Genomic DNA, 25,549 nt, shown 5'->3' with positions numbered 1-25,549 from the left:
TGTATCATAAAAGTTGGCTATTGTACATCACAATAAACTGACATAGGCCGCGCCTTCCGGGCGGCCGCCCAATAACGTATTTAAACCGCCTATCCTGGGGAGAGCACGATCACCCCCAGGCGCTAGGTAAAATCATATATAATGAAAGGTATTATTGGAAAAAAGATTGGTATGACCAGCATCTTCGATGCAAATGGTAAGCAAACTGCTGTTACCATCATCGAAGCAGGTCCCAACGTAGTAACCCAGGTAAAGACACCTGAAGTGGATGGGTATAATGCCATCCAGGTAGCATTTGGCGAGAAGAAGGAAAAAAACACTACCAAAGCTGAATTAAATCACTTCGCGAAAGCAAGCACCTCCCCCAAACGCCATGTAAGAGAGTTCCGCAACCCGGATGTACAGAAAGCTCTCGGCGAAACCATTACAGTAGACATTTTCACAGAAGGCGAAAAAATCGATGTTGTCGGTACCTCCAAAGGTAAAGGCTTCCAGGGTGTTGTAAAACGTCATGGATTCTCCGGTGTGGGTGAAGCTACCCACGGCCAGCACGATCGTAGCCGCGCTCCAGGTTCCGTAGGTGGATCATCCTATCCTTCCCGCGTATTCAAAGGTATGCGCATGGCGGGCCAAACGGGTAACGAACGTGTGAAAGTGAAAGGGTTGAAAATCGTTAAAGTATTCCCTGAAAAGAATTATATCCTGGTAAGTGGTTCCGTTCCGGGCCACATTGGTTCAACCGTTTTAATCCTGAAATAATATGCAATTAGATATTTTAAATATAGAAGGTAAGAAAACCGGAAGAACGATTGAACTGCCGGAAGAAATTTTTGGCGTAACGCCTAACAACCACGTAATCTACCTGGCTGTGAAGCAATACCTGGCAGCCCAGCGCCAAGGTACGCATAAGGTGAAAACCCGCGCTGAAGTACAGGGTGCTTCCCGTAAACTGCACAAACAAAAGGGTACTGGTGGTTCCCGTAAAGGTAACATCCGTAACCCGCTCTATAAAGGTGGTGGTACCATTTTCGGCCCTAAACCTCATGGTTATGGTTTTAAGCTGAATAGAAAAGTGAAGGATCTGGCAAAGATCTCCGCACTGTCTACCAAAGCTGCTGAAAACAGCATCATTATCGTAGAAGATGTAAACCTGGATGCGCCTAAGACCAAACAGGTAGTTAGTCTGTTGAAAAACCTCAACATCAATGCCTCCGGTAAAAAGACCCTGGTAGTGCTGCCTGAGTACAATGACAACCTGTACCTGTCTTTGCGTAACATTCCGTCTGTAGGCGGCGTAATGCTGAGCGACATCAACACCTACGACATCATTAACAGCAACTACCTGGTATTTACAGAAAGTGCTGCCAAGATCTTCTCAGAAGAACCTGTAGAAGCGTAGTAGTGATGACCGTTAACGGTACAGCAAACAACTAATAAACCTAACAAGCTTCCGGTCGAAAGACCTATGGCGCAAAGGCAATTCAAAAGATGAAACCTTCTGATGTATTAATCAAACCGGTGGTAACTGAAAAGGTGAACAAAGCCACTGAAAAATTCAACCGCTTCTACTTCATTGTTGACAAAAAAGCCAACAAACTGGAGATCAAGAAAGCAGTAGAAGAATTTTATGGCGTTTCCGTAGCAGAAGTAAATACTTCGGTAATGCCCGGTAAAGCAAAGAACCGCTTCACGAAAGCTGGCTTTGTTTCCGGTAAAAAGCCTTCTTATAAGAAAGCTGTAGTAACCCTCGCTAAGGGTGAATCCATAGATCTGTATGCTAACATTTAGTGCCCGTGGCTGTTAGCGTAAGCTGGTAGCTGTGATGGTTGTATATACAGACCGACCTAACACAATTTATTAAACTCAATTAACTTTTTTCTAAGCAATGGCACTGAAAAAGTACAAACCGATGACAGCCGGTACCCGTTGGAAAATTGGCAATGCATTCGCAGAGCTTACCACGGATTCTCCAGAAAAGAGCCTGCTGGCGCCGATTAAAAGGACCGGTGGTAGAAACGTACAAGGTAGAAGATCTATGCGCTACATTGGTGGCGGTCATAAAAAACACTACCGTATTATCGATTTCAAACGCGATAAGAAAGACATTCCGGCAACTGTAAAAAGTATAGAATACGATCCAAACCGTAGCGCATTCATCGCCCTGGTGAATTATGCAGATGGTGAAAAACGTTACATCCTCGCCCCACAGGGTCTTCAGGTAGGTTCTACCGTGATCAGCGGCGAAAATGTAGCACCGGAAGTAGGCAATGCACTATTGATGAAATACATGCCCCTGGGTACTGTAATTCATAACATTGAACTGCAACCTGGCAAGGGTGGGGCTATTGCCCGCTCCGCCGGTACCTACGCCCAATTGTCTAACAAGGAAGAAAAATATGCGGTACTGAAAATGCCTTCCGGCGAGCTGCGCAAAGTGCTGAGCTCCTGCATGGCTACAGTAGGTACGGTATCCAACTCCGACCACGCCCTGCAAAGTATTGGTAAAGCAGGTGCTAACCGTTGGAGAGGTATCCGCCCCCGCACCAGAGGTGTTGCGATGAACCCTGTAGATCACCCGATGGGTGGTGGTGAAGGTAAATCTTCCGGTGGTCATCCGCGTTCCAGAACGGGTAAATACGCCAAGGGTCTGAAAACTCGGAAGCCTAACAAGAGCTCCAATAAACTGATACTCAGCAAAAAAGGCGCTAAGAAGTAATTAACCTACTAACATCAGATTCCAGTTTCCCGTAGCCGGACGAATAAGTGAAGCAGCATTGCAGCAAACGATTACTGGAAACTGGATAAAACATAAACAACTATGGGTCGTTCCATTAAAAAAGGTCCTTACATAGACCAGAAATTAGAGAAGAAAGTAGATAAAATGAACGAGGGTACCAAGCGTACGGTTATAAAGACCTGGAGCCGCCGTTCTACCATCTCCCCGGATTTTGTAGGCCATACCTTCGCGGTACACAATGGCAACAAATTTATTCCGGTGTATGTAACCGAGTTCATGGTAGGCCATAAACTGGGTGAATTTGCTCCTTCCCGTAACTTCAGAGGTCACGCTGCTAAGAAAATGTAGTAGTGCCGGTTTTACAGGAAATCAATTAACAAAACAAGAAACTTAATTAACAATGGAAGCAGTAGCTAAGCTTAATAATAATCCAACCTCTCCCCGTAAAATGCGTCTGCTCGCAGACCTGATCCGTGGAATGGAAGTGGAAAAAGCTTTGAATGTTTTGAAATTCCATCCTAAACACCCCAGCACTCCCCTGGAGAAACTGCTGGTTTCCGCAGTGGCTAACTGGAAGGTTAAAAACGAAGGTACCCGTGTTGAAGATGCGAACCTGGTGGTAAAAACCATCTTTGTAGATGGTGGCCGTATGCTGAAAAGAATGCGTCCTGCCCCACAGGGTAGAGGTTATCGCGTTCGTAAAAGAAGCAATCACGTAACCATTATCGTTGACAGCCGCGCTTAATCAACGCGAGAAAGAAATCAAAATATTACAAACTCATAGACAAATAAACCAGGAACATGGGTCAGAAAACAAATCCTATTGGTAACAGGTTAGGTATCATCAGAGGATGGGACTCTAATTGGTATGGCAGCAAAAAGGATTACGCTACCAAGCTGATCGAAGATAACAAGATCAGAACTTACCTGAATGCCCGTATCAACAAAGGCGGCATTTCCAGAGTAGTGATCGAAAGAACGCTGGGTAAGCTGATTATCACTATCCATACTTCTAAACCTGGTATCATCATAGGTAAAGGTGGTGGAGAGGTAGATCGCATCAAGGAAGAGCTGAAGAAGCTCACCGGTAAAGAAGATGTGCAGATCAACATTCTCGAAATCCGCCGTCCTGAGATCGATGCCAATATCGTGGCCGAAACGATCGCCAAACAGATCGAAAGCCGTATCAATTATAAACGTGCCATAAAAATGGCCATTGCCACTGCCCTGAGAATGGGTGCAGAGGGTATTAAAATTAAGGCTTCGGGCCGTTTGGGTGGTGCAGAAATTGCCCGTTCAGAAGAGATCAAATCCGGTCGTGTGCCTTTGCATACTTTCCGTATGGATATTGACTACGCTTCCCTGTTTGCCATGACCGTTTATGGTAAGATTGGTATCAAAGTATGGATCTGTAAAGGGGAAGTACTGGGCAAACGCGATCTAAACCCGAACGTACTGTCTGGTAAAGACGGTGAAGTTCGTACCGGGGGTGCCCGCGAGGGTAGCCGTCCTGAAAGGGGTGACAACCGTGGTGGTGGCCGTGGCGGCGACCGCAGAGGCGGTGATAACAGAGGTGGTGGCGGTGGACGCAGATAGTCTGCAACCAATACCCTGGAAGCACATTGAGACAAACCAATTGAGATTAACTTTTAATAACATATAACATGTTACAGCCCAAGAGGACGAAACACAGGAAAATGCACAAAGGCCGTATCAGAGGCAATGCCAAAAGAGGCGCTACGCTGGCCTTTGGCACCTTCGGTCTGAAAGCAATGGAACCTAAGTGGATCACCGACCGGCAAATTGAAGCCGCCCGTGTGGCGCTTACCCGTCACATGAAACGTGAAGGGAATGTTTGGATCCGTATTTTCCCTGACAAACCTATCACTGCCAAGCCATTGGAAGTACGTATGGGTAAAGGTAAAGGTGCACCCGATCATTGGGCTTCCGTAGTGAAACCCGGCCGTATTTTGTTCGAAGCAGACGGTGTACCGATGCAGGTAGCAAAAGAAGCCATGGAACTGGCTGCACAGAAATTGCCCATCAAGGTGAAATTTGTGATTCGTCGCGACTACGTTGCTTAATCCGCCAAGGAATAATCAACCCATTCGTTACCCATCCAAACAAACATCCAACAAATTAAAACAACACAAACAATGGCAAAAGCTAAACTGGACGTGAAAAGCCTGAATGATCAGGACCTGAAAGAAAAACTTTCCGACGAGTCACTGCGTTTGAAGAAAATGTCTTTCGGTCATGCTATCACGCCGATCGAAAATCCGATGAGCATCCGCCTGCTGAGAAGGGATATTGCACGCCTGAAAACGGAATTGCACCGCAGACAACTGGGCAACTAATTCCTGCCGATGGCAGCACGACCGGTTTACCGGCCTGTTTTTAACACAATAAATACTCCCCGCAAGGGATTCAGAGGTTAAAATACTTCAACAATGACGACCGAAAGAAAAGTTAGAAAAACCAGAACTGGTGTAGTTTCAAGCAACAAGATGGATAAAACCATCACTGTGAGCGTTGAACGTAAAGTAAAGCACCCGATTTATGGTAAATTCCTGAAAAAAACCACCAAGTTCATGGCACACGATGAAAAGAACGAGTGCAGCATTGGTGATACTGTAAAGATCATGGAAACACGCCCCTTGAGCAAAAACAAGAGCTGGCGCCTGATCGAAGTGATCGAGAAAGTAAAATAAATTATTTCAACTTGTTTCAAGCTGCCAGCTGCCGTAGCTGCAGCCGCTGACTAAACAAACAAACTTCATTACGATGATACAACAAGAATCCAGGCTGAGCGTAGCTGATAATAGCGGTGCCAAAGAAGTATTGTGCATCCGGGTACTGGGAAACTCAGGCCAGGACTACGCCAAGGTAGGCGATAAGATCGTGGTTACCGTAAAAGATGCCATTCCCGGCGGCGGCGCCAAAAAAGGAATGGTTACCAAAGCCGTAATCGTAAGAACCAAGAACAAATTACGTCGTAAAGACGGTTCTTATATCCGTTTCGATGATAACGCCGTTGTGCTGCTGAATAACTCAGACGACCCACGCGGTACCCGTATTTTCGGTCCGGTTGCCCGTGAGCTGAGGGACAAGGGTTATATGAAAATTATCTCCCTGGCCCCGGAAGTACTGTAATAAAGTAGTTAAAAGCAAAGTGGATGGCAGGCGAAAGCCTACAATTCCACTTTGCAATTTGGACTTTAGTTCGTATTTTTGCAGCCCGTTTCCAAAACGAGACAAAACATTTATCAAGCGAAACAACCGTTTCGCTTGGCGTTTATAAACAAAACAAGTAATGAAAACTAGATTCAAGCCTAAGTTCAACATTAAGAAAGGCGACCTCGTGGTAGTGATCGCTGGTGATGATAAGGACAGGACCAAACCCCGCAAGGTACTGGAAGTAGTACCCCAGGAATCGCGCATCCTCGTGGAAGGCGTTAATATCGTTACCAAGCATACCAAGCCTACTGCACAGAATACCAAAGGCGGTATTGTAAAGCAAGAAGGGCTGATCGCTATTTCCAACGTAATGTTGTGGGACGCTAAGGCTGGTGCACCAACTAAGGTTAGCAGAACGCGTGAAAACGGTAAATTAGTTCGTATCGCTAAAAAATCAGGGGAGGTAATTAAATAATGGCAAACACTACATATACTCCAAGACTCGCTACTAAATACAAAGAGGAAGTGGTAGCTACGCTGATGAAGAAATTCAACTACAAAAGCGTTATGCAGGTTCCCCGCCTAGTGAAGATCTGCCTGAACCAAGGTATCAATGGCGCCGTAGGCGACAAGAAACTGGTGGATATCGCGGTAGACGAAATGACCCGTATTTCCGGTCAGAAAGCCATCCCGACCCTGTCTAAGAAAGATATTTCCAACTTTAAGTTGCGTAAACATATGCCTATTGGCACCCGCGTTACCCTACGTAGCGTAAATATGTACGACTTCCTGGACCGTCTGGTATCTGTATCACTGCCCCGCGTACGTGATTTCAAGGGTATCAACGAAAAGGCATTCGACGGCCGTGGCAACTATACCCTGGGTATCACCGAACAAATCATTTTCCCTGAAATAGATATTGATAAGGTGACCAAGATCGGCGGTATGGACATCACTTTTGTAACTACTGCCCAGACTAACGAAGAAGCATATGAACTGTTGAAAGAGCTAGGTATGCCTTTCAAGAACATGCGGAAAGAACCGCAACAAGCATAAATTCGTGATCAGCTTCCACCCCGGTTTCCTGGGTGGAAGTTGGAATTTTATAACTGCCCTTTTTAACTAACACTCATTATGGCAAGAGAATCCGTAAAAGCCAGACAAAGAAAGAGAGAGGCCCTGGTAGCCAAATTTGCTGATAAACGCGCTGCTTTGAAAGCAGAAGGTGATTACGCAAGTCTGGACAAACTGCCCAGAAACGCTTCCCCCGTTCGTCTGAAAAACAGATGCCAGTTATCTGGCCGTCCAAGAGGTTATATGAGACATTTCGGCCTTTGCCGTAATATGTTCCGTGACCTGGCGCTAGATGGTAAGATTCCCGGCGTTCGCAAAGCTAGCTGGTAAGTACTTACCGCCCTGGTGGCGAGGCTTCCGCAGTTTTCACAAGCTCATTTTTTATTGATACCTGTCTATAATTGATTTGGATATCGCATTGTAAACAAACAAATTTTACAAACAATGGTTACTGATCCAATTGCCGATTTCTTAACGAGAATCCGCAACGCTCAGATGGCAACTCACCGTATTGTTGAGATCCCTGCCTCTAAATTAAAAAAACGCATCACCGAAATTCTGTACGACAAAGGTTATATCCTGAAGTACAAATTTGAAGAAGATAACAAGCAAGGCGTTATCAAGATCGCGTTGAAATACGATCCCACCTCCAAAGAGCCTGCCATCAAGGAATTACATCGCATCAGCCGTCCAGGTCTGCGCCAGTATTCTAAACCTGCTGATTTTAAGCGCGTGAAGAATGGGCTGGGTATCGCTATCATCTCTACCTCCAAAGGTGTTATGACTGATAAAGAAGCAAAGCTCCAGAACGTTGGTGGTGAAGTAGTTTGCGCCATCTACTAACACAATCTGCCGGTATGCTGACAATTAAGCGCTCTATACGGCCGCTGAACACGGTAACCGGATACTCAAAATATTAATACTTTAAAAGTATAAAGTTATGTCTCGTATAGGTAAAGCCCCCATCAAGCTCGAAACTGGTGTTACCATCAATGTTTCTGCTGCCAATGAAGTGACTGTGAAAGGTCCTAAAGGTGAGCTGAAAAAGGAAATAGACCGCGATATTAAAGTAGAAGTGGTAGATGGCAACATCCTTATCAGCCGCCCTACTGATCAGATCCGCCACCGTGCCCTGCATGGTTTGTACCGCGCCCTGATCGCCAACATGGTAAAAGGTGTGACCACGGGTTTCTCCAAACAACTGGAACTGGTAGGTGTAGGTTATAAAGCCACCAATGCCGGTCAGTTACTGGACCTGTCCCTGGGTTATTCTCACAATATTGTTTTCGAAGTACCCAAAGAACTGAAAGTAGGTACCGTTACCGAAAAAGGTCAAAATCCCAAGATCAATCTTGAAGGTATTGACAAACAGTTACTGGGTCAGGTAGCCGCTAAACTGCGTAGCCTTCGCAAACCAGAACCGTACAAAGGTAAAGGTGTGCGTTACAGCGACGAAGTGGTTCGTAAGAAAGCCGGTAAATCTGCTGGTAAATAATATTCGTGCGGGGCTATCATTTGCCGGCTGGTCCGGCAAATGCTCCTGCCGCTTTTTACAATTAATTTTAACTTGGTTCCCGGCAGTATCGGGATCTTAAATACCCAATCATGAACACAAAAGTTGTCAACAGACAGAAGATCCGCTATCGCATCCGCAAAAAGGTATCCGGTACACCTACGTCTCCCCGTTTGTCCGTATTCCGCAGCAATAGCGACATCTACGCACAACTGATCGACGATACCAATGGCGCTACCATTGCATCTGCTTCTTCCCGCGATAAAGCCCTCAAAGGCATCACTGGTACCAAATCAGAAAAAGCAAAACAAGTAGGCGCTGCCGTAGCTGCAAAAGCAATTGCACTGGGCGTTAACAAATGCGTATTTGACAGAAACGGTTATCTCTACCATGGCCGCGTACAGCAACTGGCAGAAGGTGCAAGAGAAGGTGGTCTGCAATTCTAATCGCGTTAGAATTACGTGCTGATATTAATCTTAAATCTAAAAATCCCGTCTGGTTCAAGGCCGGGTAATTCTAAAGCATAATTGTAAAATGGTACAGAATTCATTTAATAAAGTTAAAGCCGGCGACCTGGAACTGAAGGAAAAGGTAGTGGCGATCAACAGGGTTACCAAAACCACCAAAGGCGGACGTACGTTCTCTTTTTCCGCTCTGGTAGTAGTTGGTAACGAAAATGGCGTAGTAGGTCATGGCCTCGGTAAAGCCAAAGAAGTACAGGAAGCAATTACCAAGGGTATCGATGATGCTAAGAAGAACCTGATCAAGGTTCCGGTAATGCACGGTACTATTCCCCACGACCAGTTGGCTAAAGAAGGCGCTGCTAAAGTGTTGATAAAACCAGCCGCTCATGGTACCGGTGTAATTGCCGGAGGTTCTATGCGCGCTGTATTGGAAAGCGCCGGTATCACCGACGTACTGGCAAAATCCCTAGGTTCTGCTAATCCGCACAACGTGGTAAAAGCCACCTTCAAAGCTTTGAGCATGTTGCGCGAACCGATCAGCATTGCAAAAACCAGAAGCGTTTCTTTAAAGAAAGTATTTAACGGATAAATTTTAGCCGGTTGTCATGGCCCCGCAGTACCATTGCGTATTTTGCCGGAGCTGTGCGCTGCTGACTAATACCAAAATATTATACAATGGCAAAGATCAAAGTTACCCAGATAAAAAGTGGTATCGACCGTCCGGAAAAGCAAAAGCAGACCCTGAAAGCACTGGGTCTGACCAAACTGAACCGTTCTGTCGAAGTAGAAGCATCCGCCCAGGTTCTGGGTATGGTGCGTGCAGTACACCACCTGGTGAAAGTAGAAGAAGTGAACGGATAAGATAATTTCCGATTCTGCTCAGAAAGTGTACTTTTACATGTAGAATTAGCATTTTTAGATTTAACAAGGCGAGCGGGTAATTTCCGCGCAAGTCAAAAAAATTAATATAAATGAACCTCCATAATTTAAAGCCGGCAGAAGGCGCGGTACATAAATCAAAACGTTTAGGCCGTGGTGAAGCATCCGGTAAAGGTGGTACCTCTACAAAAGGTAATAAAGGTGCCCAGTCTAACACCGGTTATAAAAGTAAAAGAGGCAACGAAGGTGGTCAGATGCCTATCCAACGTCGTCTTCCAAAACGTGGTTTCAAGAGCCTGGAACCAGCACCTTACAAAGTGTTTAACCTTGGCCAGCTCGATCATCTGACCGAAAAATACGGTCTCACCGAATTTACCCTCGAATCACTGTACATGAATGGCCTTATCAGTAAGACCGCTAAAGTGAAGATCCTTGGTGTAGGTGAGCTGAAAGGCAAAGTGACCCTGAAAGTGAACGCGATCAGTGAGAAAGCTAAAGCAGCGGTCGAAGCTTCCGGTGGTTCAGTGGAACTGATCTAAGAGAATTTACGATAAGGAGACGCCTACATCCGTAGTGCGTCTTCTCGCCTTTTAATAGCGCTATTAAACCTTTATCTTCCTGTGAAGAAATTTATTGAAACTATTAAGAACATCTGGAGTATTGAAGATTTGCGTAACCGCATTCTTACCACGTTGCTCCTGACCCTGATCTACCGCGCAGGTTCCTATATTACTTTGCCCGGCATCAACCCCAATTCGCTGAAGGCACTGGGGGAGGCTGGCAGTAAGGGTATCCTGGGACTGTTTAACATGTTTGCAGGTGGTTCTTTTGCCCGCGCTTCCATTTTTGCGCTCGGGATTATGCCCTACATCTCTGCATCGATCGCCATCCAATTGCTGACGATTGCCGTTCCTTATTTCCAGAAACTCCAGAAAGAAGGGGAGAGCGGACGTAAAAAAATTAATCAATATACCCGCGTACTCACGGTTTTTGTAACCGGTTTCCAGGCATTCGCCTACGTAGCTTATATTAAAACACAGTTTGCCGGCGCTATGATAGCCAATTACGGACCGCTGTTGTTTATTATTACCACTACTGTATTGCTCACCGCAGGCACCCTGTTTGTGATGTGGCTCGGCGAGAAAATTACAGACAAAGGCATTGGCAACGGTACTTCCATTATTATCATGGTAGGTATCCTTGCCCGTCTTCCCCAAGCATTATTACAGGAAATCTCCACCCGCGCCAGCGAAGGGCCCGGTGGCTGGCTGAAATTCCTGGTAGAGCTAACCGCATTTGTATTCATCACCATTGGTATGATCCTATTGGTGCAAGGCACCCGCCGCGTACCGGTGAACTATGCTAAACGTATCATCGGCAACAAACAGTTCGGTGGCGTTCGCCAGTTCATTCCGCTGAAAGTAAATGCTGCAGGCGTTATGCCCATTATTTTTGCCCAGGCTATCATGTTCATCCCGGCTACCGTTATTGGTTTCGCGGCCTCAGCAGATGCTGCGTCCGGCTTTATGCGTATTTTCAGTGACCATACCAATCCCTGGTATAACGTGATCTACGCCGTACTGGTGATTGTATTTACCTACTTCTACACCGCCCTGATGTTCAACCCGAACGAAATGGCGAATGAAATGAAGCGTAACAACGGTTTCATCCCAGGCATTAAACCTGGTGAAGCTACTGCCAACTATATTGGTGCCGTAATGGACCGCATTACCTTACCAGGAGCATTCTTCCTCGCATTTATCGGTATCCTGCCCGGCCTTGCCGCTGCTACCTCTATGAACACGGCGTTTGCCACCTTCTTCGGTGGTACTTCCCTGCTGATCATGGTTGGGGTGATCCTGGATACCCTGCAACAGATCGAAAGCCAGTTGCTCATGCGCCATTATGATGGCATGATGAGTACCGGACGTATCCAGGGTAGGACCACCACCACGCCCGCAGCCGGATTCTAATCAGGAGGGTTTGTAAAATACTATAGTAGCCACAAAGGTAGGTTAGGCGCACTCCGTGCTTTTTCATACCTTTGTGGCTCTTTTTTTACAAGCAGGCGATCGCTGCGGGAACTACGCGTAGCGATCATAAGGTTAATTAGTTATGATCCACTATAAGACGAAAGAAGAAATAGAAATAATGCGTAAAAGCGCATTATTGGTGAGCGCTGCCCTTGCAGCGGTGGCCAAAGAATTGAAGCCAGGCATGACGACAGAGCAGGTAGACACCCTCGCGGGCCAGTTTATCCGCGATAATGGTGCAATACCTTCCTTTTTAAATTATAAAGGTTTCCCAAAGAATACCTGCATTTCTGTAAATGAAGCCGTAGTACATGGTATTCCTGGTGCCTACGTAATTAAAGAAGGGGATGTGGTGTCTGTAGACGTAGGAGTATTCCTTAACGGTTACCATGGCGATAGTGCCTATACCTTCGCGGTAGGTCAAACACCGGAGAATATTTTGAAGTTACTGGCTGCTACCAAGGCCTCCTTGTACAAAGGCATTGAAAAGGCAGTGGTGGGCAACCGTATTGGCGATATCGCTTATGCCATTCAGGAATATACAGAGAAGGAGCGGGGTTATGGCGTGGTAAGGGAGCTGGTAGGCCATGGGCTGGGTCAACACCTGCATGAAGATCCTCAAGTGCCTAATTACGGCAAGAGAGGCAGTGGGCCTGTTATGAAAGAAGGCCTCGTGATTGCAATAGAGCCCATGATAAACCTGGGTAAAAAAGATGTGGAATACAATGAAGATGGCTGGACGGTGGTCACCCGCGATGGAAAGGCATCTGCCCACTTCGAGCACAACGTAGCCGTTACCAAGGGTAAGGCCGACATCCTCTCTTCCTTCGCTGAGATAGAGGCGGCAGAACACGCCAATCCAGCACTGAGCGTGCTGAATTAATCTCAATAATGGCCTGTATTATAAGTATAACTAGGGTTGGAAGCCGCAAAAACAGTACGTTTTTAACGGGTTTTCGGCGGAAAGGTACGCTGGGATAGAATTATTTCAGGAAATTTTTCAAAATACAAAGTTATTCGCTATCTTTGCAGTCCTAAAAATTTTTATGGCAAAACAGGCATTGATCAAACAGGATGGAATTATTCTCGAAGCCTTGTCTAACGCAATGTTCCGCGTAAAGCTGGAAAACGGGCATGAAATCCTGGCCACTATTTCTGGGAAAATGAGGATGCACTACATCCGTATTTTGCCAGGAGATAAAGTGGGAGTGGAAATGAGCCCGTACGATTTAAGCCGGGGCCGCATTATTTTCAGGTACAAGTAAGATGGATCTGCCTTCATTAGAGGCTCCAGTATAAAAACAAAGAACATTTTTAAAAACAACCACTCATGAAGGTAAGGGCTGCAATTAAGAAAAGAAGCGCTGATTGCAAAATCGTTCGCAGGAAAGGCGTTCTGTTGGTCATCAACAAGAAAAATCCCCGTTTTAAACAACGTCAGGGATAATCACCAGAAAAGCGGAATTCGGGAGTTGAATAAGTATGTAAATAATAACTTCTGGCTTCCGGAGAGCTTAAATATAATAAATCTAAAATAACAATATGGCACGTATAGCCGGTATAGATCTTCCTAAAAATAAAAGAGGGGAAATTGGCCTCACCTACATCTTTGGTATTGGCAGCACTACTGCAAAGTACATCCTGACCAAAGCTGAAATCGACCTGAATAAAAAGGTAAAAGACTGGAACGATGACGAGCAAACCGCCATTCGTAACATTATTAATGCTGAATTCAAGGTAGAAGGTCAATTGCGTTCTGAGGTTCAAATGAATATCAAGCGTCTGCTTGATATCGCTTGTTACCGTGGGTTGCGTCACAGGAAGGGTCTGCCGGTAAGAGGTCAGCGTACCCGTACCAACAGCCGTACTCGTAAAGGTAAACGTAAGACCGTAGCCGGTAAGAAGAAGGCACCGAAGAAATAGTGATCGCTGATTAATATTTCAGTGGTCTGATATCCCTTATTTCAAATCCGGGATTTCAAGCGTTGAACGAACGGTTTTCGGGATTTGGAATTTCATATTTTGGAATTTAAAAGTATTATGGCAAAAGCAAATAATAGCAAAGCTCCTGCTAAAAAAAGAGTTGTTAAGGTTGACAACTACGGAGATGTACATATCTCAGCTAGCTTCAATAACATTATTGTAAGCATCACCAACAAACAGGGTCAGGTTATTTCCTGGTCTTCTGCCGGTAAGATGGGTTTCAAGGGTTCTAAGAAGAACACGCCTTACGCTGCACAGCTGGCCGCCAGCGACGCTGCTAAGGTGGCTATAGACGCTGGTCTGAAAAGAGCAGATGTGTTTGTAAAAGGCCCTGGTGCCGGTCGGGAAAGCGCCATCCGTGCCATCGCCGGTTCCGGTATCGAAGTAACCTTGATCAAAGACGTTACGCCGCTGCCGCACAATGGTTGCCGCCCTCCCAAGAAACGCCGCGTATAGTTTTCGCATATTATTTGGTTTCCAGTACCCGGTTTAAAAAGAAATTGGGTAATGGAAACTGTAATTTAGTATATTCACAACGGGTGCACGATCAGATTTTTATGATTTTTTGAAGAGCGTGCATCATCACTAAAAAATCTATTAAATTTAAACATGGCAAGGTACACAGGTCCAAAGACCAAGATCTCCAGAATTTTTGGTGAGCCCATTTTAGGTAATGGTAAGTATTTAGGCAAAAACAGCAATCCTCCCGGTCAGCACGGTGCTACCCGCAAACGTAAACAACTGGGTGAGTATGCACTGCAATTGAGAGAAAAACAAAAAGCAAAATATACCTATGGTTTGCTTGAAAAACAATTCCGCAACCTGTTCGACGAAGCAAACCGTCGGAAGGGTGTTACCGGTGAAGTATTGATCAAATTGCTCGAAGCACGTTTGGACAACACGGTGTTCCGTATGGGCATCGCTCCAAGCCGTCCTGCCGCCCGCCAGTTGGTATCCCACAAGCATATCACGGTTAATGGTATCCTGGTAAATACGCCTTCTTTTCAACTAACACCAGGTGATGTTATCTCCCTGAAAGGTAAAACCGCAAACAATACTGCACTGACCAGTGTTATCCGTGGTAAAAACCCTAAATTTAGCTGGTTGGATTGGAATGAGAAAGAACTGAAAGGTATTTTCATCTCTTATCCTGAGCGGGAAAGCGTTCCTGAAAACATTAAGGAACAGCTCATCGTAGAGTTGTACTCTAAATAATTGATGATACTTTATTGGTCATTGGTTACAGGCCTATGGTGCAAATCATGGGCCTGTGACGGGTGACCAATAAGTCATTATAGTAGCAAATCAATAATCACTCAAAAACAATCATATCAATGGCAATTTTAAATTTCCAGAAGCCTGATAAGATCGTATTGCAGAAGTCAACCGACTTTGAAGCTCAATTCGAATTCCGTCCATTAGAACCAGGTTATGCTGTGACAATCGGTAATGCATTGCGCCGCGTATTGCTGTCTTCTCTGGAGGGCTATGCCATTGTGGGAATAAAAATTGAAGGAGCCGATCACGAATTCGCTACACTTAAAGGTGTTACCGAAGACGTAACCGAAATCATTTTGAACCTGAAACAAGTAAGGTTCAAGAAGATCTCTGATGCTGACGTTCAGCAGAATGAGAAGATCCAGCTTTCCATCAAAGGCAAAACCGAGTTCCGTGCTGATATGATCGAAAAAGCAACCAGTACTTTCCAGGTAATGAACCCCGAACTGCTGATCTGCACCCTCGATCCATCTGCCAAACTGGACATCGAACTGACCATCAGCCGTGGCCGTGGTTACGTGCCTGCGGAAGAAAACCGTCCTAAAGACGCTATTTTCGGTTACATCGCTATCGATTCTGTATTTACGCCTATCAAGAATGTTAAGTACAGCATTGAAAATACCCGTGTGGAACAGAAGACTGATTACGAGAAACTGATCATGGATGTTATCACCGATGGCACCATCCACCCGGAAGAAGCCGTTAAACAAGCTTCCCGTATCCTTATTCAACACCTGATGATTATCACCGATGAAAACATCAGCTTCGATACTAAGGATACAGAGAAAGAAGATGTAGTGGACGAACAGACACTGCAACTGCGTAAAATCCTGAAAACACCATTGGAAGATCTCGATCTGAGCGTGCGTGCGTTCAACTGCCTGAAAGCCGCTAAAATTAATTCCCTGAGCGAACTGGTACAGTACGAACAAGAGGAATTAATGAAGTTCCGCAACTTTGGTCAGAAGTCCCTGAGCGAAATTGAACAGGTACTGAACGAAAGAGGCCTGCATTTCGGTATGGATCTTTCCAAACTGAAACTCGAAGAAGAATAGTCACCGATGATCGGAAGTAGTAAGCTACTGCGCACTGCTTCCGATTTTCTTTTATAACAAGTACTCCGTAATTCCTGACACGGTACGGAGGAACCAAATCACAATGTCATGCGTCACGGTAATAAATTAAACCGCCTTAGCAGAACTTCTGCCCATCGTAAAGCCTTATTGAGCAATTTGGCTAGTGAACTGATCAGCCACAAACGTATCACCACAACCCTGGCCAAAGCCAAGTCATTGCGGGTGCATATTGAACCCTTGCTAACCAGAGCCAAAGTAGATTCTACCCACAATCGTAGAATTATCTTTAGCTATCTGCAAGACAAGGAAGCGATCAAGGAACTTTTCGGTGTAATTAGCGAAAAAATTGCTAACCGTCCCGGAGGTTATACCCGCATCATTAAACTGGGCAAACGTATTGGTGATAACGCCGAAGTAGCGCTGATCGAACTGGTAGACTTCAACGAAGTATACGGTAAAGATACTACTGCTGCTGCCGCTCCTGCCAAGAAAACCCGTCGTGCCGGTGGTACCAAAAAGAAAGGTGAAGAAGCCGCTGCTACTACGGAAGCCGCCGCTCCTGCTGCTGAAGAAAAAGCAGGCGAATAAGCTAAAATTTATTCCTTCTTATAAAGGGCAAAGCATTCAGCTTTGCCCTTTTTTTAATAATATCGCATTATAAAATTGTATATATTTAATTAATATTTATACATGAATTATCAAAAATGTGATAGTTGCAAGAATTATAATTTACTGACCTCTGAGTATTTGGTATTTTGTAACCATTGTGGCAAGAAATTAAATAACAATTTTTCAGACTGGCAGGTGCGGCATCCTTACCAGGATTTTTCCCAATTTATCCAGCAGGTAGCCATCTCCTCAGAACAAATTGAAAAAAGTAAATCCCCCTTTCTGCGCTGTAAACAAAAGCTGGAGGACATCTGGATGGGAAACCGCCGGCAATTGGTGATGGTAAGTGTTTTTATATTGCTGCTAGTAGCCATTACCGGTACCATTTTCGGTAAAAGGATGGCGTATAACATTTTTTATCCCAAAGTACCCAAGGCATGGCGTTACACGGCCTGGCAGGAAAATACAATAGGCCGGCAGGCCATTACTATCAGTACCCCGGTAAAGCTCAGCGTACATGATATCCGGCTGCTGCCAGAACTCCGGGAATCTGTAACGTATAGTAAAAATTATAGCAACGAAAATAATAGGGAAGGGATAGACATTGCTTTGCACCTGTATTCCTTTAAAACCAGTGTAATTAATAGCCAGGATGCCATCGTAAATAGCCCAGCAGACCCACTCGGCCTATTGAAACACAGCCCCGGTGTGTCTAATCTTACTGTGCGTATACAGCGGGTAGCCCAGGCAGATATACCAGGTTATCTGGAAGAAGGAACATACCGCTTTAATGGAGCTATTACTTTAGCATACCGTCACTTGGTACTTATTCGGGAGCAAGACATGTGGCAGGTGAACCTGGTATTCAGGGCCGATGATGAACTGGCAAGCGTTGTGGCAGACAGGGTGTTGAGGTCGATAAAAATCAAATGAAATGATGATTTTTGAATTATGAATGGGAGTTGAGTGAGGTTGGTGATAATTGAAGGCTTTTTTGTGGTGGTGAGTGCGACTATTTGTAGGAGTTAATGCAGTTTTTTTGTACCTTTGCCCGGTTTTTTATCCGAACCTTCAGGGAGTTGATTGGGACTACCTGAAGGTTTTTTTAAAAGTAAAAACAGCAGATTTCTAACGATGCCGCACGCAAGAAACATTCAGCCAGCCATACTTCTCCTTGAAGATGGGACTGTTTTTAAAGGGAAAGCTTTTGGTAAAATAGGGACCGCCTCCGGCGAACTTTGTTTCAATACGGGCATGACCGGTTACCAGGAAGTTTTTACTGACCCGTCCTACAAAGGACAGGTGTTGATAATGAATAATTGCTATACGGGCAATTATGGCACAAAAGCAGAAGATGTGGAAAGTGATGATGTAAAGATCAGCGGATTGATATGCAAGAACATTGCCTACAACTTTTCCCGCAAACAGGCCGACCTTTCGCTCGAACAATTCCTTATTAAAAATAATGTGGTCACGATCTACGATGTAGATACCCGTGCGCTGGTAACCCATATACGGAGCAAAGGCGCTATGAATTGCATAATATCTTCAGAGATACTGGATGAAGCAACCCTGAAGGCCGAACTGGCTAAGGTGCCATCTATGGAAGGACTGGCGCTATGTGCGGAGGTATCTACTAAAGAAGCCTACAACGTAGGCGACCCAAATGCACCGATACGCATTGCGGTGATGGACAACGGTGTTAAACGCAATATGCTGAAATGCCTGAGCGAAAAAGGTGCTTACCTGAAAGTGTTCCCCACCGATACTTCTTTTGAAACCTGCGAAGCATTTGAACCACACGCTTATTTTGTATCCAATGGTCCTGGTGATCCGGCCCCGCTGGAATACGCGATTAATACGGTAAAGAAGATTCTGGAGGCAGAACGCCCCATGTTTGGTATTTGCCTGGGACATCAATTACTGGCACTGGCCAATGGCATGAATACTTACAAAATGCACCACGGACACCGTGGCCTGAATCATCCGGTAAAGAATCTGCAAACTGGCTTATGTGAAGTCACTACACAAAACCATGGCTTTGCGGTAGATCCTGCATCCCTAGCTTCCTGTGATCAGGTAGAGGTAACGCACGTGAACCTAAACGATCAGTCAATAGAAGGAATCCGGATTAAAAACAAACCTGCATTCTCTGTGCAATATCATCCAGAAAGCACACCGGGCCCACACGATAGCCGTTATTTGTTTGATGATTTCTTTAAGTTGATCAAAGAGCACCAGCAATAAGCAGCCTATAAACTATTGCATAAAAAAAAGAGGGGTCCTTGATCAATGGCTCCTCTTTTTTTATGCAATAGAAAACTAGTAGTTAAAATGCTTATGAGGTGACCGATGTGCGTACTACGTGTAATAAAGAACGGTCCTGAAGAGTCAGGACCGTTGTTATCTTATTCCACGTTATAAAAACGGTAGACGGTATGCTTAGAGCAGTACTATCGCCGCTTTATGTGCCGCAATATTACTGAAAATGAACGAGTTTTTTTGTTATAAGATTTATTAAGAAGGGGAAAATAACATTGATAATAACCTAAAGAGCTAAGCTGGTGACGGATGGGGTAGTATATTTTACACGAAAACATTTTCGTGATCTTTGTAGAACAGGTGTGGGCGAGGAATATGGGCAAAAAAATACGGCTCCGTGATCGGAGCCGTTTGCCTTTATAAATTCCACGTTATGAAAAACTGATACAAAAATAAGGTATTATGCTAAAACGTTTTAGTTAATCTTTCTCTTTTTTTTAAAGTTTGGTGATTTGTTAACATTTAACGCATCAAACTTATCCCTCCAAAGTTCACACCAAAAACGTTTCTAATAAAATTAAGCAGGTTAAATATTTGCTAACACTTCTTGCATTACCTTTTTACAAACATTAAGAATTTGACTTTCTTAATTGGTTGCTGAATCAAATTTATGTATAAAAATTGAATAATTCTACACTAGAGGTATAAAAAATGATGTTTTTGTCTAAAAAAATAAATATAAAATTAATTATAATGTATTATATCTGTGTTTTACCTGGATATACGTAGAGTGCTTGGGTCAGGCATTGCATGGCAGCTTCAATATCTTCGGCATTTAGCACGTAAGCTAAGCGCACTTCTTGCCGGCCCAGTCCGGGTGTGGCGTAAAAACCGGTAGCTGGAGCCAGCATAACGGTCTGGTTTTCCCAGGAGAAAGATTCTAATAACCACTGGCAAAACTTATCGGCATCGTCTATTGGTAATTTGGCGATTGCATAGAAGGCACCACCTGGGTTGGGGCAGTATACGCCGGGAATTTCATTGAGCAACTTCACTAATATGTCACGCCGGTGCTGGTATTCTGCTTTAATACCGTTAAAATAATCAGAGGGAAGGTCTACAGCGGCTTCGCCAGCAATCTGGGCAAAACTAGGCGGGCTAAGGCGGGCCTGGGCCAGTTTCATTGTAGCGTCCAGTAGGGCCTGATTTTTCGTTACAAAGGCACCAATACGGCCTCCACAAGCGCTGTAACGTTTGGAAATGGTGTCCATTACCACTACGTTATTTTCCATGCCTTTCAGGTTAAGGGCGGAGAAAGGAGCGCCGTTGTAGGAAAACTCGCGGTAAGCTTCATCACTGAAGAGGAATAGTCCATATTTTAAACAAAGCTGGCTGAGAGTTTCCAGTTCTTCCTGGCTGTACACATAACCGGTGGGGTTATTAGGATTACAGATAACGATGGCCTTTGTACGGGGTGTGATCTGTGCTTCAAACTGCGACAGGTCTGGCAAGGCGAAACCATTATTGATTTGGGATGTTACGGCTTTCACTATAATGCCGGCTTCAGTAGCAAAACCATTGTAGTTGGCATAAAAAGGTTCGGGAATAATCACTTCATCACCGGCATCCAGGCAGGCCAGGAAACCAAAGAGGATGGCTTCAGAGCCACCTGTGGTAACAATGATCTGTTGGTGTGTTACTTCCACGCCAAAACGTTGGTAATACGTCACCAGCTTGCGGCGGTAGCTTTCATTACCGGCACTATGGCTGTATTCCAACACTTTAAAATCGGAGTGTCTAACTGCGTCCAGTACCGCTTTCGGTGTTTCAATATCGGGCTGGCCGATGTTGAGATGGTATACTTTTACGCCTTTCTTTTTAGCCGCTTCTGCGAACGGTACTAATTTACGGATCGGTGAAGCGGGCATTTGCTGGCCGCGCTGACTGATGGTTGGTGTCATGAAACGATATAGTTTGGATTGCAAAAGTAAGGTAAACACATCAAAAGGCTGGTAACCGAGGCATTAGATGGCAAAGGCAACGGGCTTTATTCTTGCATGGACATAAAAAAGCCCTGCAGCGGGGTAGCTGCAGGGCGCTATTACCTGAAATAATTATTTAGTTTTTGCGGCGGCAGCAGGAGCAGCGGTCAGCACTTCACCGTTTAGTTTCAGTTCTTTATCCTGATCTACACCTTTAAATTTCACCCAAATAGTTTTGGTTTGATTACCTACACTATTTGCAGAATAATTAGCGGTAACCTTGCCAGTTTTGCCAGGCAGGATCGGCTCTGTAGTCCACTTTGGAGTGGTGCAGCCGCAAGAAGCACGTGCAGCTTCCACCAGCACGGGCTGTTTGGAAATATTGGTAAATTCGAAATCCACTGAAACGGGTTTGTTCAGGGTTGTTTTGCCGAAATTGATACTTTCAGTTTTGAACTTTACCAAGGCATCCGGACCAGCAGGAGCGGCGGTAGTGGGGGCCTGAGCCAAAGCAGCGGTGGCTACAAGTGCAGATGCAAACAGGGATAAGAGTAACTTTTTCATATGCTAATAAGGGTTTTTAGACGATTGGTTAAAAAAAATGTTTATTTGCCTTTGATTTAAACAAAATTACAGCCAATAAATGTGAATGGACTCACAAAATATTAAAATCCTATTAAAAAAAATAAATTTCTTGGAAGGCCTGAATTTCAGTCATTTTCCATCTGCATAAATTAACCTTACTTTTGTAATTTAAGTGAATTTTAAGCGCCAGGCATGAATACTGAAACCACTAAAAATATGGAAAGCCGGTTGTCGTTCGAAGAGTTCAGGAAAGAGGTGTTGCGCGACTACCAAATAATTTGCGAAAGCAGGGAGATCAGTCTGCTGGGCCGCCGTGAAGTGCTTACCGGCAAAGCAAAATTTGGCATTTTTGGGGACGGCAAGGAACTGGCCCAGGTAGCCATGTCCAAGTACTTCATGCCCGGTGATTTTCGTTCTGGGTATTACCGCGACCAGACATTTGCTTTTGCAACCGGCATTGCAACTCCCGAGCAATTTTTCTCCCAATTATATGCTGATCCGGACTTGGCCAATGACCCATTTTCCGCAGGCCGGCAAATGAATAGCCACTTTGCTACCCCCAACCTGGGTGCTGACGGCAAGTGGTTAAATCTTACCGCCCAGAAAAACACTGCCGCCGATCTTTCTCCTACCGCTGCGCAAATGCCGCGGTCGTTGGGACTGGCTTTCGCATCCAAGGTATTCCGCGAGGTAGAGTCCTTACATGGGCTTACTAATTTATCCAATAAAGGCAACGAAATTTGTTTTACTACCATTGGAGATGCCTCTACATCAGAAGGTCATTTTTGGGAAACCATGAATGCTGCAGGTGTGTTGCAGGTGCCACTGGCAGTATTTGTTTGGGACGATGGATATGGCATTTCTGTACCGCGCAAGTATCAAACTACCAAAGGCTCTATCAGCACAGCTTTGGAAGGTTTCCGTAAAACGGAGAATTCTAATGGGTTCGACATTTACAATGTAAAAGGTTGGGATTACGCCGGTATGTGCGAGGTATTTGAAGTGGCTATCCGCAAGATCCGGGATACACATGTGCCAGCATTGTTTCATGTGGAAGAGCTTACACAACCGCAGGGTCATTCTACTAGCGGATCGCACGAGCGTTATAAAAGTAAAGAACGCATAGCCTGGGAAAAAGAATTTGATTGTAACCACAAAATGCGGCAATGGATCTTGGAAAATGCCTTATCAGACGAGCTTACCCTGAAAGATATTGAGGTAAAAGCTAAAACATTTGCCCTGGAAGCCCGTAAATCGGCCTGGGATAAATACGCAGCTCCTATTCAACAACAAGTGCAGGAGGCCTCCGCATTGCTACAGGCCTTGGTGGCAGAAGGTAATGGAGCGGTGGATTTCGTAAAAAACACTTTGGAGGAGTTACTAAATAACCGCGAACCCCTGCGCAGGGATGTATTAAAAGGCATCAGCCAGGTGCTGCTGCGCTTCCGCAAGGCGGAAAGCCCGGCATTGGCGGCTTTGAAAACTTTTTTCGAAGCAACAAAAGCAAAGGAAGATATAAATTACAACAGCCTGTTGCACGCTACTGGCGTCAACTCAGTGCATAATGTTCCCATAGTACCCGCAGCATATGAAGGTGAGCCTGTATTGATTAATGGATACGAGGTGATTAACCAATATTTTGATCAGTTGCTGGGAAATAATCCCTTGGTATTTGCCTTCGGCGAAGATGTGGGCAAAATTGGCGATGTAAACCAGGGTTTTGCCGGGCTACAACAGAAGCATGGCAAACATAGGGTGTTTGATACAGGTATCCGGGAGTTGACCATTATGGGTCAAGGTATTGGTATGGCATTGCGCGGACTTCGACCAATTGCGGAAATTCAATACCTGGATTATTTACTTTATGGTCTGGAGCCACTGAGTGACGATGTGGCCAGCCTGCACTATCGTACGGCGGGCGTTATGCATTGTCCCCTCATTGTGCGTACCCGCGGCCACCGGCTGGAAGGCGTTTGGCATTCCGGGTCTCCAATGGGCATGATTGTGAACTCAATGCGCGGTTTTAATGTATGCGTTCCCCGCAACCTGGTACAGGCTGCAGGTATGTATAGCACACTCTTGGCTGCTAATGAACCAGCTATCGTAATAGAGCCTCTCAATGGCTATCGCCTTAAGGAGCAGCTTCCCAGCAACCTGGATACTTTTACCGTGCCCATGGGGGTGCCGGACGTAATAAAATCCGGGACCGACCTTACAATTGTATCTTATGGTTCTACGCTGCGTATTGCGGAAGAAGCTGCCATCACCCTGGAGGAATTTGGCGTTTCTACGGAGATTATCGATGTGCAGACTTTACTGCCATTTGATATACACCACAGCATTGTGGAGTCATTGAAAAAGACGAATCGCATCCTGTTTCTGGACGAAGATGTGCCTGGCGGGGGCTCGGCTTTTATGTTCCAGCAGGTAATGGAAGTGCAGCAAGGTTATCGCTGGCTGGATGTGGCGCCCCGTACACTGAGCGGGCAGGCGCACCGCCCCGCATATGGGTCTGACGGTGATTATTTTTCCAAACCCAATGTGGAAGATGTGATTCGGGTAGTGATGGAAATGATGGAAGAATAAAGCGGAAAATAAAAAAATACATAGAACGCAGGACTACAAGGTTCTGCGTTTTTTTTTGCCATAAAAGAGTGACCAAATAAGGTCGTAGCAGCAATTTGTAAGAAAAAGCTCCGACCGTAAAAACAGTCAGAGCATTACTGGATGTAAAACCAACTAGTTAAAAAATAAAAACTATCCTTTCAAAAATAAGATTCCGTTTCATGTGACGAACACTTACAAGTGTTATTAACTTCTTATTCACTAAAAAAGACTTGAAAATTCATGTAAATCCTTACTGGTAGCTGGTTTATGAGGATTTTATAATAGGGAAAAATATCTTCGAGCAATAATGAACAAAATGAATGGTATAGGAGAGTGTGACTAAATTGCTTTTGAAGTGTATAGTAGATATGGGTACATTTAATTGAGAGCATGTTACCCCATTTTGTACACATACTATGAAAGGTTTAACCGCAATACCTATTATCTAATCTAAACAGCTCCTAAGTATGAAAGCAGGAATTCTTCTGGTGGAAGATGATCATTTCTTTGCGAAAGTGTTGAAACGCTATTTGGAAAAGGCAGACTACGAAGTTATTTGTTGTGAAAACGGGGAGCGAGGATGGGAAACATTCCAGCAGCGCCCTTTTGACGCCTGCTTGCTGGATGTGATGATGCCGGGCAAAGACGGTTTTGAGCTGGCCCGGGAAATACGCCAAAAAGACGGGCACGTGCCTTTGTTCTTTATTTCCAGCCGGTTTATGGAAGAAGACAAAATGATGGGCTTTAATTCCGGCGCTGATGGCTATTTGGGCAAACCATTTAATTTTGAAGAACTGGCCTTGCGCATCAAAGTATTTTTGAAACGCGCCCGGCTTCAACCAGACCGGAGGCTGCTTTATCATATTGGTACTTTAACCTTCGACTATACCGAATTAAAAATACTGCATCCAGAATCCGGTACCTGTGTGTGCCTTCCTCCCAAAGAAGCGGATTTGCTGAAATATTTATGTGAAAATGCCAATAAAAAGGTCAGACGTGAAACTATCCTCATGCATGTATGGGGCGTCGATGATTTCTTCGTGGGCCGCAGTATGGACGTATATATGACTCGCCTGCGCAAGCATTTCCGTGTAGACCCTTCCGTGAAAATAGAAACCATGCATGGTCTAGGGTTCAAGTTTTCTTTCGATAATAAAACCCGCCCCTCTTACACGACTGCAGCCTTGCATAATTGATTTAAATAGGGATGTTTAAAAAATAAAAAAACGCTTTCCGGCAACGGAAGGCGTTTTAGTATTTTATACCAGGCTGGAGTGGAAGCTGTTACGT

General features: G+C 44.9%; 35 protein-coding genes. 33 read left to right on the top strand and 2 right to left on the bottom strand.

Going from position 1 to position 25,549, the window contains the following annotated elements:
• Positions 1-141 precede the first annotated feature (141 nt).
• The 31 genes from rplC (at position 142) to carA (ending at position 19,070) form a co-directional block, all read left to right on the top strand.
• The gene (gene rplC / locus GA0116948_RS02775; RefSeq protein WP_089708749.1) at positions 142-759 is read left to right on the top strand and encodes a 50S ribosomal protein L3; all 618 of its coding nucleotides are present in this window, start codon (positions 142-144) and stop codon (positions 757-759) included.
• Between the two features lies 1 nt (position 760).
• Positions 761-1,399: a 50S ribosomal protein L4 gene (gene rplD, locus GA0116948_RS02770; protein ID WP_089708747.1), complete on the top strand. Its 639-nt coding sequence runs from the start codon at positions 761-763 to the stop codon at positions 1,397-1,399.
• A gap of 89 nt (positions 1,400-1,488) precedes the next feature.
• Positions 1,489-1,788 (top strand): 50S ribosomal protein L23, encoded by a 300-nt coding sequence (rplW, locus tag GA0116948_RS02765; RefSeq protein ID WP_089708745.1) that lies wholly within the window; start codon positions 1,489-1,491, stop codon positions 1,786-1,788.
• A 97-nt stretch (positions 1,789-1,885) separates the two neighbouring features.
• Positions 1,886-2,716, top strand: coding sequence for a 50S ribosomal protein L2 (gene rplB, locus GA0116948_RS02760; RefSeq protein WP_089708743.1), 831 nt, complete (start codon positions 1,886-1,888; stop codon positions 2,714-2,716).
• Between the two features lie 102 nt (positions 2,717-2,818).
• Complete coding sequence (gene rpsS / locus GA0116948_RS02755) at positions 2,819-3,085, top strand: 30S ribosomal protein S19 (protein ID WP_089708741.1); 267 nt, start codon at positions 2,819-2,821, stop codon at positions 3,083-3,085.
• Between the two features lie 52 nt (positions 3,086-3,137).
• Entirely contained in the window at positions 3,138-3,482 is a 345-nt protein-coding gene (rplV, locus tag GA0116948_RS02750) for a 50S ribosomal protein L22 (RefSeq protein WP_089708738.1), read from the top strand.
• A 56-nt stretch (positions 3,483-3,538) separates the two neighbouring features.
• The gene (gene rpsC / locus GA0116948_RS02745; RefSeq protein WP_089708736.1) at positions 3,539-4,333 is read left to right on the top strand and encodes a 30S ribosomal protein S3; all 795 of its coding nucleotides are present in this window, start codon (positions 3,539-3,541) and stop codon (positions 4,331-4,333) included.
• A 68-nt stretch (positions 4,334-4,401) separates the two neighbouring features.
• The gene (gene rplP / locus GA0116948_RS02740) at positions 4,402-4,821 is read left to right on the top strand and encodes a 50S ribosomal protein L16 (RefSeq protein ID WP_089708733.1); all 420 of its coding nucleotides are present in this window, start codon (positions 4,402-4,404) and stop codon (positions 4,819-4,821) included.
• Positions 4,822-4,893: 72 nt separating this feature from the next.
• Complete coding sequence (rpmC, locus tag GA0116948_RS02735) at positions 4,894-5,094, top strand: 50S ribosomal protein L29 (protein ID WP_089708732.1); 201 nt, start codon at positions 4,894-4,896, stop codon at positions 5,092-5,094.
• Positions 5,095-5,187: 93 nt separating this feature from the next.
• Positions 5,188-5,448: a 30S ribosomal protein S17 gene (rpsQ, locus tag GA0116948_RS02730; RefSeq protein ID WP_089708731.1), complete on the top strand. Its 261-nt coding sequence runs from the start codon at positions 5,188-5,190 to the stop codon at positions 5,446-5,448.
• 73 nt (positions 5,449-5,521) lie between these two features.
• Positions 5,522-5,890 carry a 50S ribosomal protein L14 gene (rplN, locus tag GA0116948_RS02725; RefSeq protein ID WP_089708729.1) on the top strand — a complete coding sequence of 123 codons (369 nt, stop codon included), beginning with the start codon at positions 5,522-5,524 and terminating at the stop codon, positions 5,888-5,890.
• Positions 5,891-6,050: 160 nt separating this feature from the next.
• Positions 6,051-6,389, top strand: a complete 339-nt coding sequence (gene rplX / locus GA0116948_RS02720) for a 50S ribosomal protein L24 (protein WP_089708727.1) — start codon at positions 6,051-6,053, stop codon at positions 6,387-6,389.
• The gene (gene rplE, locus GA0116948_RS02715) at positions 6,389-6,970 is read left to right on the top strand and encodes a 50S ribosomal protein L5 (RefSeq protein WP_089708724.1); all 582 of its coding nucleotides are present in this window, start codon (positions 6,389-6,391) and stop codon (positions 6,968-6,970) included. Before rplX ends, rplE begins: the two co-directional genes overlap by 1 nt.
• Before the next feature lie 78 nt (positions 6,971-7,048).
• Positions 7,049-7,318: a 30S ribosomal protein S14 gene (rpsN, locus tag GA0116948_RS02710; protein ID WP_089708721.1), complete on the top strand. Its 270-nt coding sequence runs from the start codon at positions 7,049-7,051 to the stop codon at positions 7,316-7,318.
• A 114-nt stretch (positions 7,319-7,432) separates the two neighbouring features.
• A complete protein-coding gene (rpsH, locus tag GA0116948_RS02705) occupies positions 7,433-7,831 on the top strand; it encodes a 30S ribosomal protein S8 (protein ID WP_089708719.1) in 399 nt (132 codons plus the stop codon).
• Positions 7,832-7,928: 97 nt separating this feature from the next.
• Entirely contained in the window at positions 7,929-8,483 is a 555-nt protein-coding gene (gene rplF, locus GA0116948_RS02700; protein ID WP_089708717.1) for a 50S ribosomal protein L6, read from the top strand.
• A 110-nt stretch (positions 8,484-8,593) separates the two neighbouring features.
• Positions 8,594-8,947: a 50S ribosomal protein L18 gene (gene rplR / locus GA0116948_RS02695; protein ID WP_170876065.1), complete on the top strand. Its 354-nt coding sequence runs from the start codon at positions 8,594-8,596 to the stop codon at positions 8,945-8,947.
• A gap of 88 nt (positions 8,948-9,035) precedes the next feature.
• Complete coding sequence (rpsE, locus tag GA0116948_RS02690; RefSeq protein WP_089708713.1) at positions 9,036-9,554, top strand: 30S ribosomal protein S5; 519 nt, start codon at positions 9,036-9,038, stop codon at positions 9,552-9,554.
• Positions 9,555-9,640: 86 nt separating this feature from the next.
• Positions 9,641-9,826, top strand: a complete 186-nt coding sequence (gene rpmD, locus GA0116948_RS02685) for a 50S ribosomal protein L30 (protein ID WP_089708711.1) — start codon at positions 9,641-9,643, stop codon at positions 9,824-9,826.
• Positions 9,827-9,936: 110 nt separating this feature from the next.
• A complete protein-coding gene (gene rplO / locus GA0116948_RS02680) occupies positions 9,937-10,383 on the top strand; it encodes a 50S ribosomal protein L15 (RefSeq protein WP_089708708.1) in 447 nt (148 codons plus the stop codon).
• 81 nt (positions 10,384-10,464) lie between these two features.
• Entirely contained in the window at positions 10,465-11,817 is a 1,353-nt protein-coding gene (gene secY / locus GA0116948_RS02675) for a preprotein translocase subunit SecY (protein ID WP_089708706.1), read from the top strand.
• A 142-nt stretch (positions 11,818-11,959) separates the two neighbouring features.
• Positions 11,960-12,760: a type I methionyl aminopeptidase gene (gene map / locus GA0116948_RS02670; protein ID WP_089708705.1), complete on the top strand. Its 801-nt coding sequence runs from the start codon at positions 11,960-11,962 to the stop codon at positions 12,758-12,760.
• A gap of 163 nt (positions 12,761-12,923) precedes the next feature.
• Complete coding sequence (gene infA / locus GA0116948_RS02665; RefSeq protein ID WP_012789309.1) at positions 12,924-13,142, top strand: translation initiation factor IF-1; 219 nt, start codon at positions 12,924-12,926, stop codon at positions 13,140-13,142.
• Between the two features lie 65 nt (positions 13,143-13,207).
• Positions 13,208-13,324 (top strand): 50S ribosomal protein L36, encoded by a 117-nt coding sequence (gene rpmJ, locus GA0116948_RS02660; protein ID WP_073083232.1) that lies wholly within the window; start codon positions 13,208-13,210, stop codon positions 13,322-13,324.
• A 95-nt stretch (positions 13,325-13,419) separates the two neighbouring features.
• On the top strand, positions 13,420-13,800 hold the full coding sequence (gene rpsM, locus GA0116948_RS02655; RefSeq protein ID WP_089708703.1) for a 30S ribosomal protein S13: 381 nt from the start codon (positions 13,420-13,422) through the stop codon (positions 13,798-13,800).
• A 117-nt stretch (positions 13,801-13,917) separates the two neighbouring features.
• Positions 13,918-14,316: a 30S ribosomal protein S11 gene (rpsK, locus tag GA0116948_RS02650; protein ID WP_089708944.1), complete on the top strand. Its 399-nt coding sequence runs from the start codon at positions 13,918-13,920 to the stop codon at positions 14,314-14,316.
• Positions 14,317-14,469: 153 nt separating this feature from the next.
• The gene (gene rpsD / locus GA0116948_RS02645) at positions 14,470-15,075 is read left to right on the top strand and encodes a 30S ribosomal protein S4 (protein WP_089708700.1); all 606 of its coding nucleotides are present in this window, start codon (positions 14,470-14,472) and stop codon (positions 15,073-15,075) included.
• A 119-nt stretch (positions 15,076-15,194) separates the two neighbouring features.
• Positions 15,195-16,193, top strand: a complete 999-nt coding sequence (locus GA0116948_RS02640; RefSeq protein WP_089708697.1) for a DNA-directed RNA polymerase subunit alpha — start codon at positions 15,195-15,197, stop codon at positions 16,191-16,193.
• Between the two features lie 108 nt (positions 16,194-16,301).
• A complete protein-coding gene (gene rplQ, locus GA0116948_RS02635; RefSeq protein WP_089708695.1) occupies positions 16,302-16,802 on the top strand; it encodes a 50S ribosomal protein L17 in 501 nt (166 codons plus the stop codon).
• 102 nt (positions 16,803-16,904) lie between these two features.
• Entirely contained in the window at positions 16,905-17,756 is an 852-nt protein-coding gene (locus tag GA0116948_RS02630; protein ID WP_089708692.1) for a hypothetical protein, read from the top strand.
• A gap of 201 nt (positions 17,757-17,957) precedes the next feature.
• Entirely contained in the window at positions 17,958-19,070 is a 1,113-nt protein-coding gene (gene carA, locus GA0116948_RS02625; RefSeq protein ID WP_089708690.1) for a glutamine-hydrolyzing carbamoyl-phosphate synthase small subunit, read from the top strand.
• A gap of 773 nt (positions 19,071-19,843) precedes the next feature.
• Here the strand turns inward: carA and GA0116948_RS02620 are convergent.
• The gene (locus tag GA0116948_RS02620) at positions 19,844-21,046 is read right to left on the bottom strand and encodes a pyridoxal phosphate-dependent aminotransferase (protein ID WP_089708689.1); all 1,203 of its coding nucleotides are present in this window, start codon (positions 21,044-21,046) and stop codon (positions 19,844-19,846) included.
• A gap of 153 nt (positions 21,047-21,199) precedes the next feature.
• Complete coding sequence (locus tag GA0116948_RS02615; RefSeq protein ID WP_089708687.1) at positions 21,200-21,631, bottom strand: DUF1573 domain-containing protein; 432 nt, start codon at positions 21,629-21,631, stop codon at positions 21,200-21,202.
• A 213-nt stretch (positions 21,632-21,844) separates the two neighbouring features.
• Between GA0116948_RS02615 and GA0116948_RS02610 the strand changes: the two genes are divergently transcribed.
• Both GA0116948_RS02610 and GA0116948_RS02605 read left to right on the top strand, forming a co-directional pair.
• Positions 21,845-24,238 (top strand): alpha-ketoacid dehydrogenase subunit alpha/beta, encoded by a 2,394-nt coding sequence (locus tag GA0116948_RS02610; RefSeq protein WP_089708686.1) that lies wholly within the window; start codon positions 21,845-21,847, stop codon positions 24,236-24,238.
• Positions 24,239-24,726: 488 nt separating this feature from the next.
• Positions 24,727-25,455 (top strand): response regulator transcription factor, encoded by a 729-nt coding sequence (locus GA0116948_RS02605; protein ID WP_089708685.1) that lies wholly within the window; start codon positions 24,727-24,729, stop codon positions 25,453-25,455.
• Positions 25,456-25,549 lie beyond the last annotated feature (94 nt).

Source organism: Chitinophaga costaii, assembly GCF_900094705.1.
Taxonomy (GTDB): Bacteria; Bacteroidota; Bacteroidia; order Chitinophagales; family Chitinophagaceae; genus Chitinophaga; species Chitinophaga costaii.
The sequence above is the reverse complement of the archived record's forward strand: the minus strand, read 5'-3'. Positions and strand labels throughout refer to the sequence as shown.

Coding starts and splice junctions, on each gene's coding strand:
- rplC (WP_089708749.1), top strand. CDS start 142: ATGAAAGGTATTATTGGAAAAAAGATTGGTATGACCAGCATCTTCGAT.
- rplD (WP_089708747.1), top strand. CDS start 761: ATGCAATTAGATATTTTAAATATAGAAGGTAAGAAAACCGGAAGAACG.
- rplW (WP_089708745.1), top strand. CDS start 1,489: ATGAAACCTTCTGATGTATTAATCAAACCGGTGGTAACTGAAAAGGTG.
- rplB (WP_089708743.1), top strand. CDS start 1,886: ATGGCACTGAAAAAGTACAAACCGATGACAGCCGGTACCCGTTGGAAA.
- rpsS (WP_089708741.1), top strand. CDS start 2,819: ATGGGTCGTTCCATTAAAAAAGGTCCTTACATAGACCAGAAATTAGAG.
- rplV (WP_089708738.1), top strand. CDS start 3,138: ATGGAAGCAGTAGCTAAGCTTAATAATAATCCAACCTCTCCCCGTAAA.
- rpsC (WP_089708736.1), top strand. CDS start 3,539: ATGGGTCAGAAAACAAATCCTATTGGTAACAGGTTAGGTATCATCAGA.
- rplP (WP_089708733.1), top strand. CDS start 4,402: ATGTTACAGCCCAAGAGGACGAAACACAGGAAAATGCACAAAGGCCGT.
- rpmC (WP_089708732.1), top strand. CDS start 4,894: ATGGCAAAAGCTAAACTGGACGTGAAAAGCCTGAATGATCAGGACCTG.
- rpsQ (WP_089708731.1), top strand. CDS start 5,188: ATGACGACCGAAAGAAAAGTTAGAAAAACCAGAACTGGTGTAGTTTCA.
- rplN (WP_089708729.1), top strand. CDS start 5,522: ATGATACAACAAGAATCCAGGCTGAGCGTAGCTGATAATAGCGGTGCC.
- rplX (WP_089708727.1), top strand. CDS start 6,051: ATGAAAACTAGATTCAAGCCTAAGTTCAACATTAAGAAAGGCGACCTC.
- rplE (WP_089708724.1), top strand. CDS start 6,389: ATGGCAAACACTACATATACTCCAAGACTCGCTACTAAATACAAAGAG.
- rpsN (WP_089708721.1), top strand. CDS start 7,049: ATGGCAAGAGAATCCGTAAAAGCCAGACAAAGAAAGAGAGAGGCCCTG.
- rpsH (WP_089708719.1), top strand. CDS start 7,433: ATGGTTACTGATCCAATTGCCGATTTCTTAACGAGAATCCGCAACGCT.
- rplF (WP_089708717.1), top strand. CDS start 7,929: ATGTCTCGTATAGGTAAAGCCCCCATCAAGCTCGAAACTGGTGTTACC.
- rplR (WP_170876065.1), top strand. CDS start 8,594: ATGAACACAAAAGTTGTCAACAGACAGAAGATCCGCTATCGCATCCGC.
- rpsE (WP_089708713.1), top strand. CDS start 9,036: ATGGTACAGAATTCATTTAATAAAGTTAAAGCCGGCGACCTGGAACTG.
- rpmD (WP_089708711.1), top strand. CDS start 9,641: ATGGCAAAGATCAAAGTTACCCAGATAAAAAGTGGTATCGACCGTCCG.
- rplO (WP_089708708.1), top strand. CDS start 9,937: ATGAACCTCCATAATTTAAAGCCGGCAGAAGGCGCGGTACATAAATCA.
- map (WP_089708705.1), top strand. CDS start 11,960: ATGATCCACTATAAGACGAAAGAAGAAATAGAAATAATGCGTAAAAGC.
- infA (WP_012789309.1), top strand. CDS start 12,924: ATGGCAAAACAGGCATTGATCAAACAGGATGGAATTATTCTCGAAGCC.
- rpmJ (WP_073083232.1), top strand. CDS start 13,208: ATGAAGGTAAGGGCTGCAATTAAGAAAAGAAGCGCTGATTGCAAAATC.
- rpsM (WP_089708703.1), top strand. CDS start 13,420: ATGGCACGTATAGCCGGTATAGATCTTCCTAAAAATAAAAGAGGGGAA.
- rpsK (WP_089708944.1), top strand. CDS start 13,918: ATGGCAAAAGCAAATAATAGCAAAGCTCCTGCTAAAAAAAGAGTTGTT.
- rpsD (WP_089708700.1), top strand. CDS start 14,470: ATGGCAAGGTACACAGGTCCAAAGACCAAGATCTCCAGAATTTTTGGT.
- GA0116948_RS02640 (WP_089708697.1), top strand. CDS start 15,195: ATGGCAATTTTAAATTTCCAGAAGCCTGATAAGATCGTATTGCAGAAG.
- rplQ (WP_089708695.1), top strand. CDS start 16,302: ATGCGTCACGGTAATAAATTAAACCGCCTTAGCAGAACTTCTGCCCAT.
- GA0116948_RS02630 (WP_089708692.1), top strand. CDS start 16,905: ATGAATTATCAAAAATGTGATAGTTGCAAGAATTATAATTTACTGACC.
- carA (WP_089708690.1), top strand. CDS start 17,958: ATGCCGCACGCAAGAAACATTCAGCCAGCCATACTTCTCCTTGAAGAT.
- GA0116948_RS02620 (WP_089708689.1), bottom strand. CDS start 21,046: ATGACACCAACCATCAGTCAGCGCGGCCAGCAAATGCCCGCTTCACCG.
- GA0116948_RS02615 (WP_089708687.1), bottom strand. CDS start 21,631: ATGAAAAAGTTACTCTTATCCCTGTTTGCATCTGCACTTGTAGCCACC.
- GA0116948_RS02610 (WP_089708686.1), top strand. CDS start 21,845: ATGAATACTGAAACCACTAAAAATATGGAAAGCCGGTTGTCGTTCGAA.
- GA0116948_RS02605 (WP_089708685.1), top strand. CDS start 24,727: ATGAAAGCAGGAATTCTTCTGGTGGAAGATGATCATTTCTTTGCGAAA.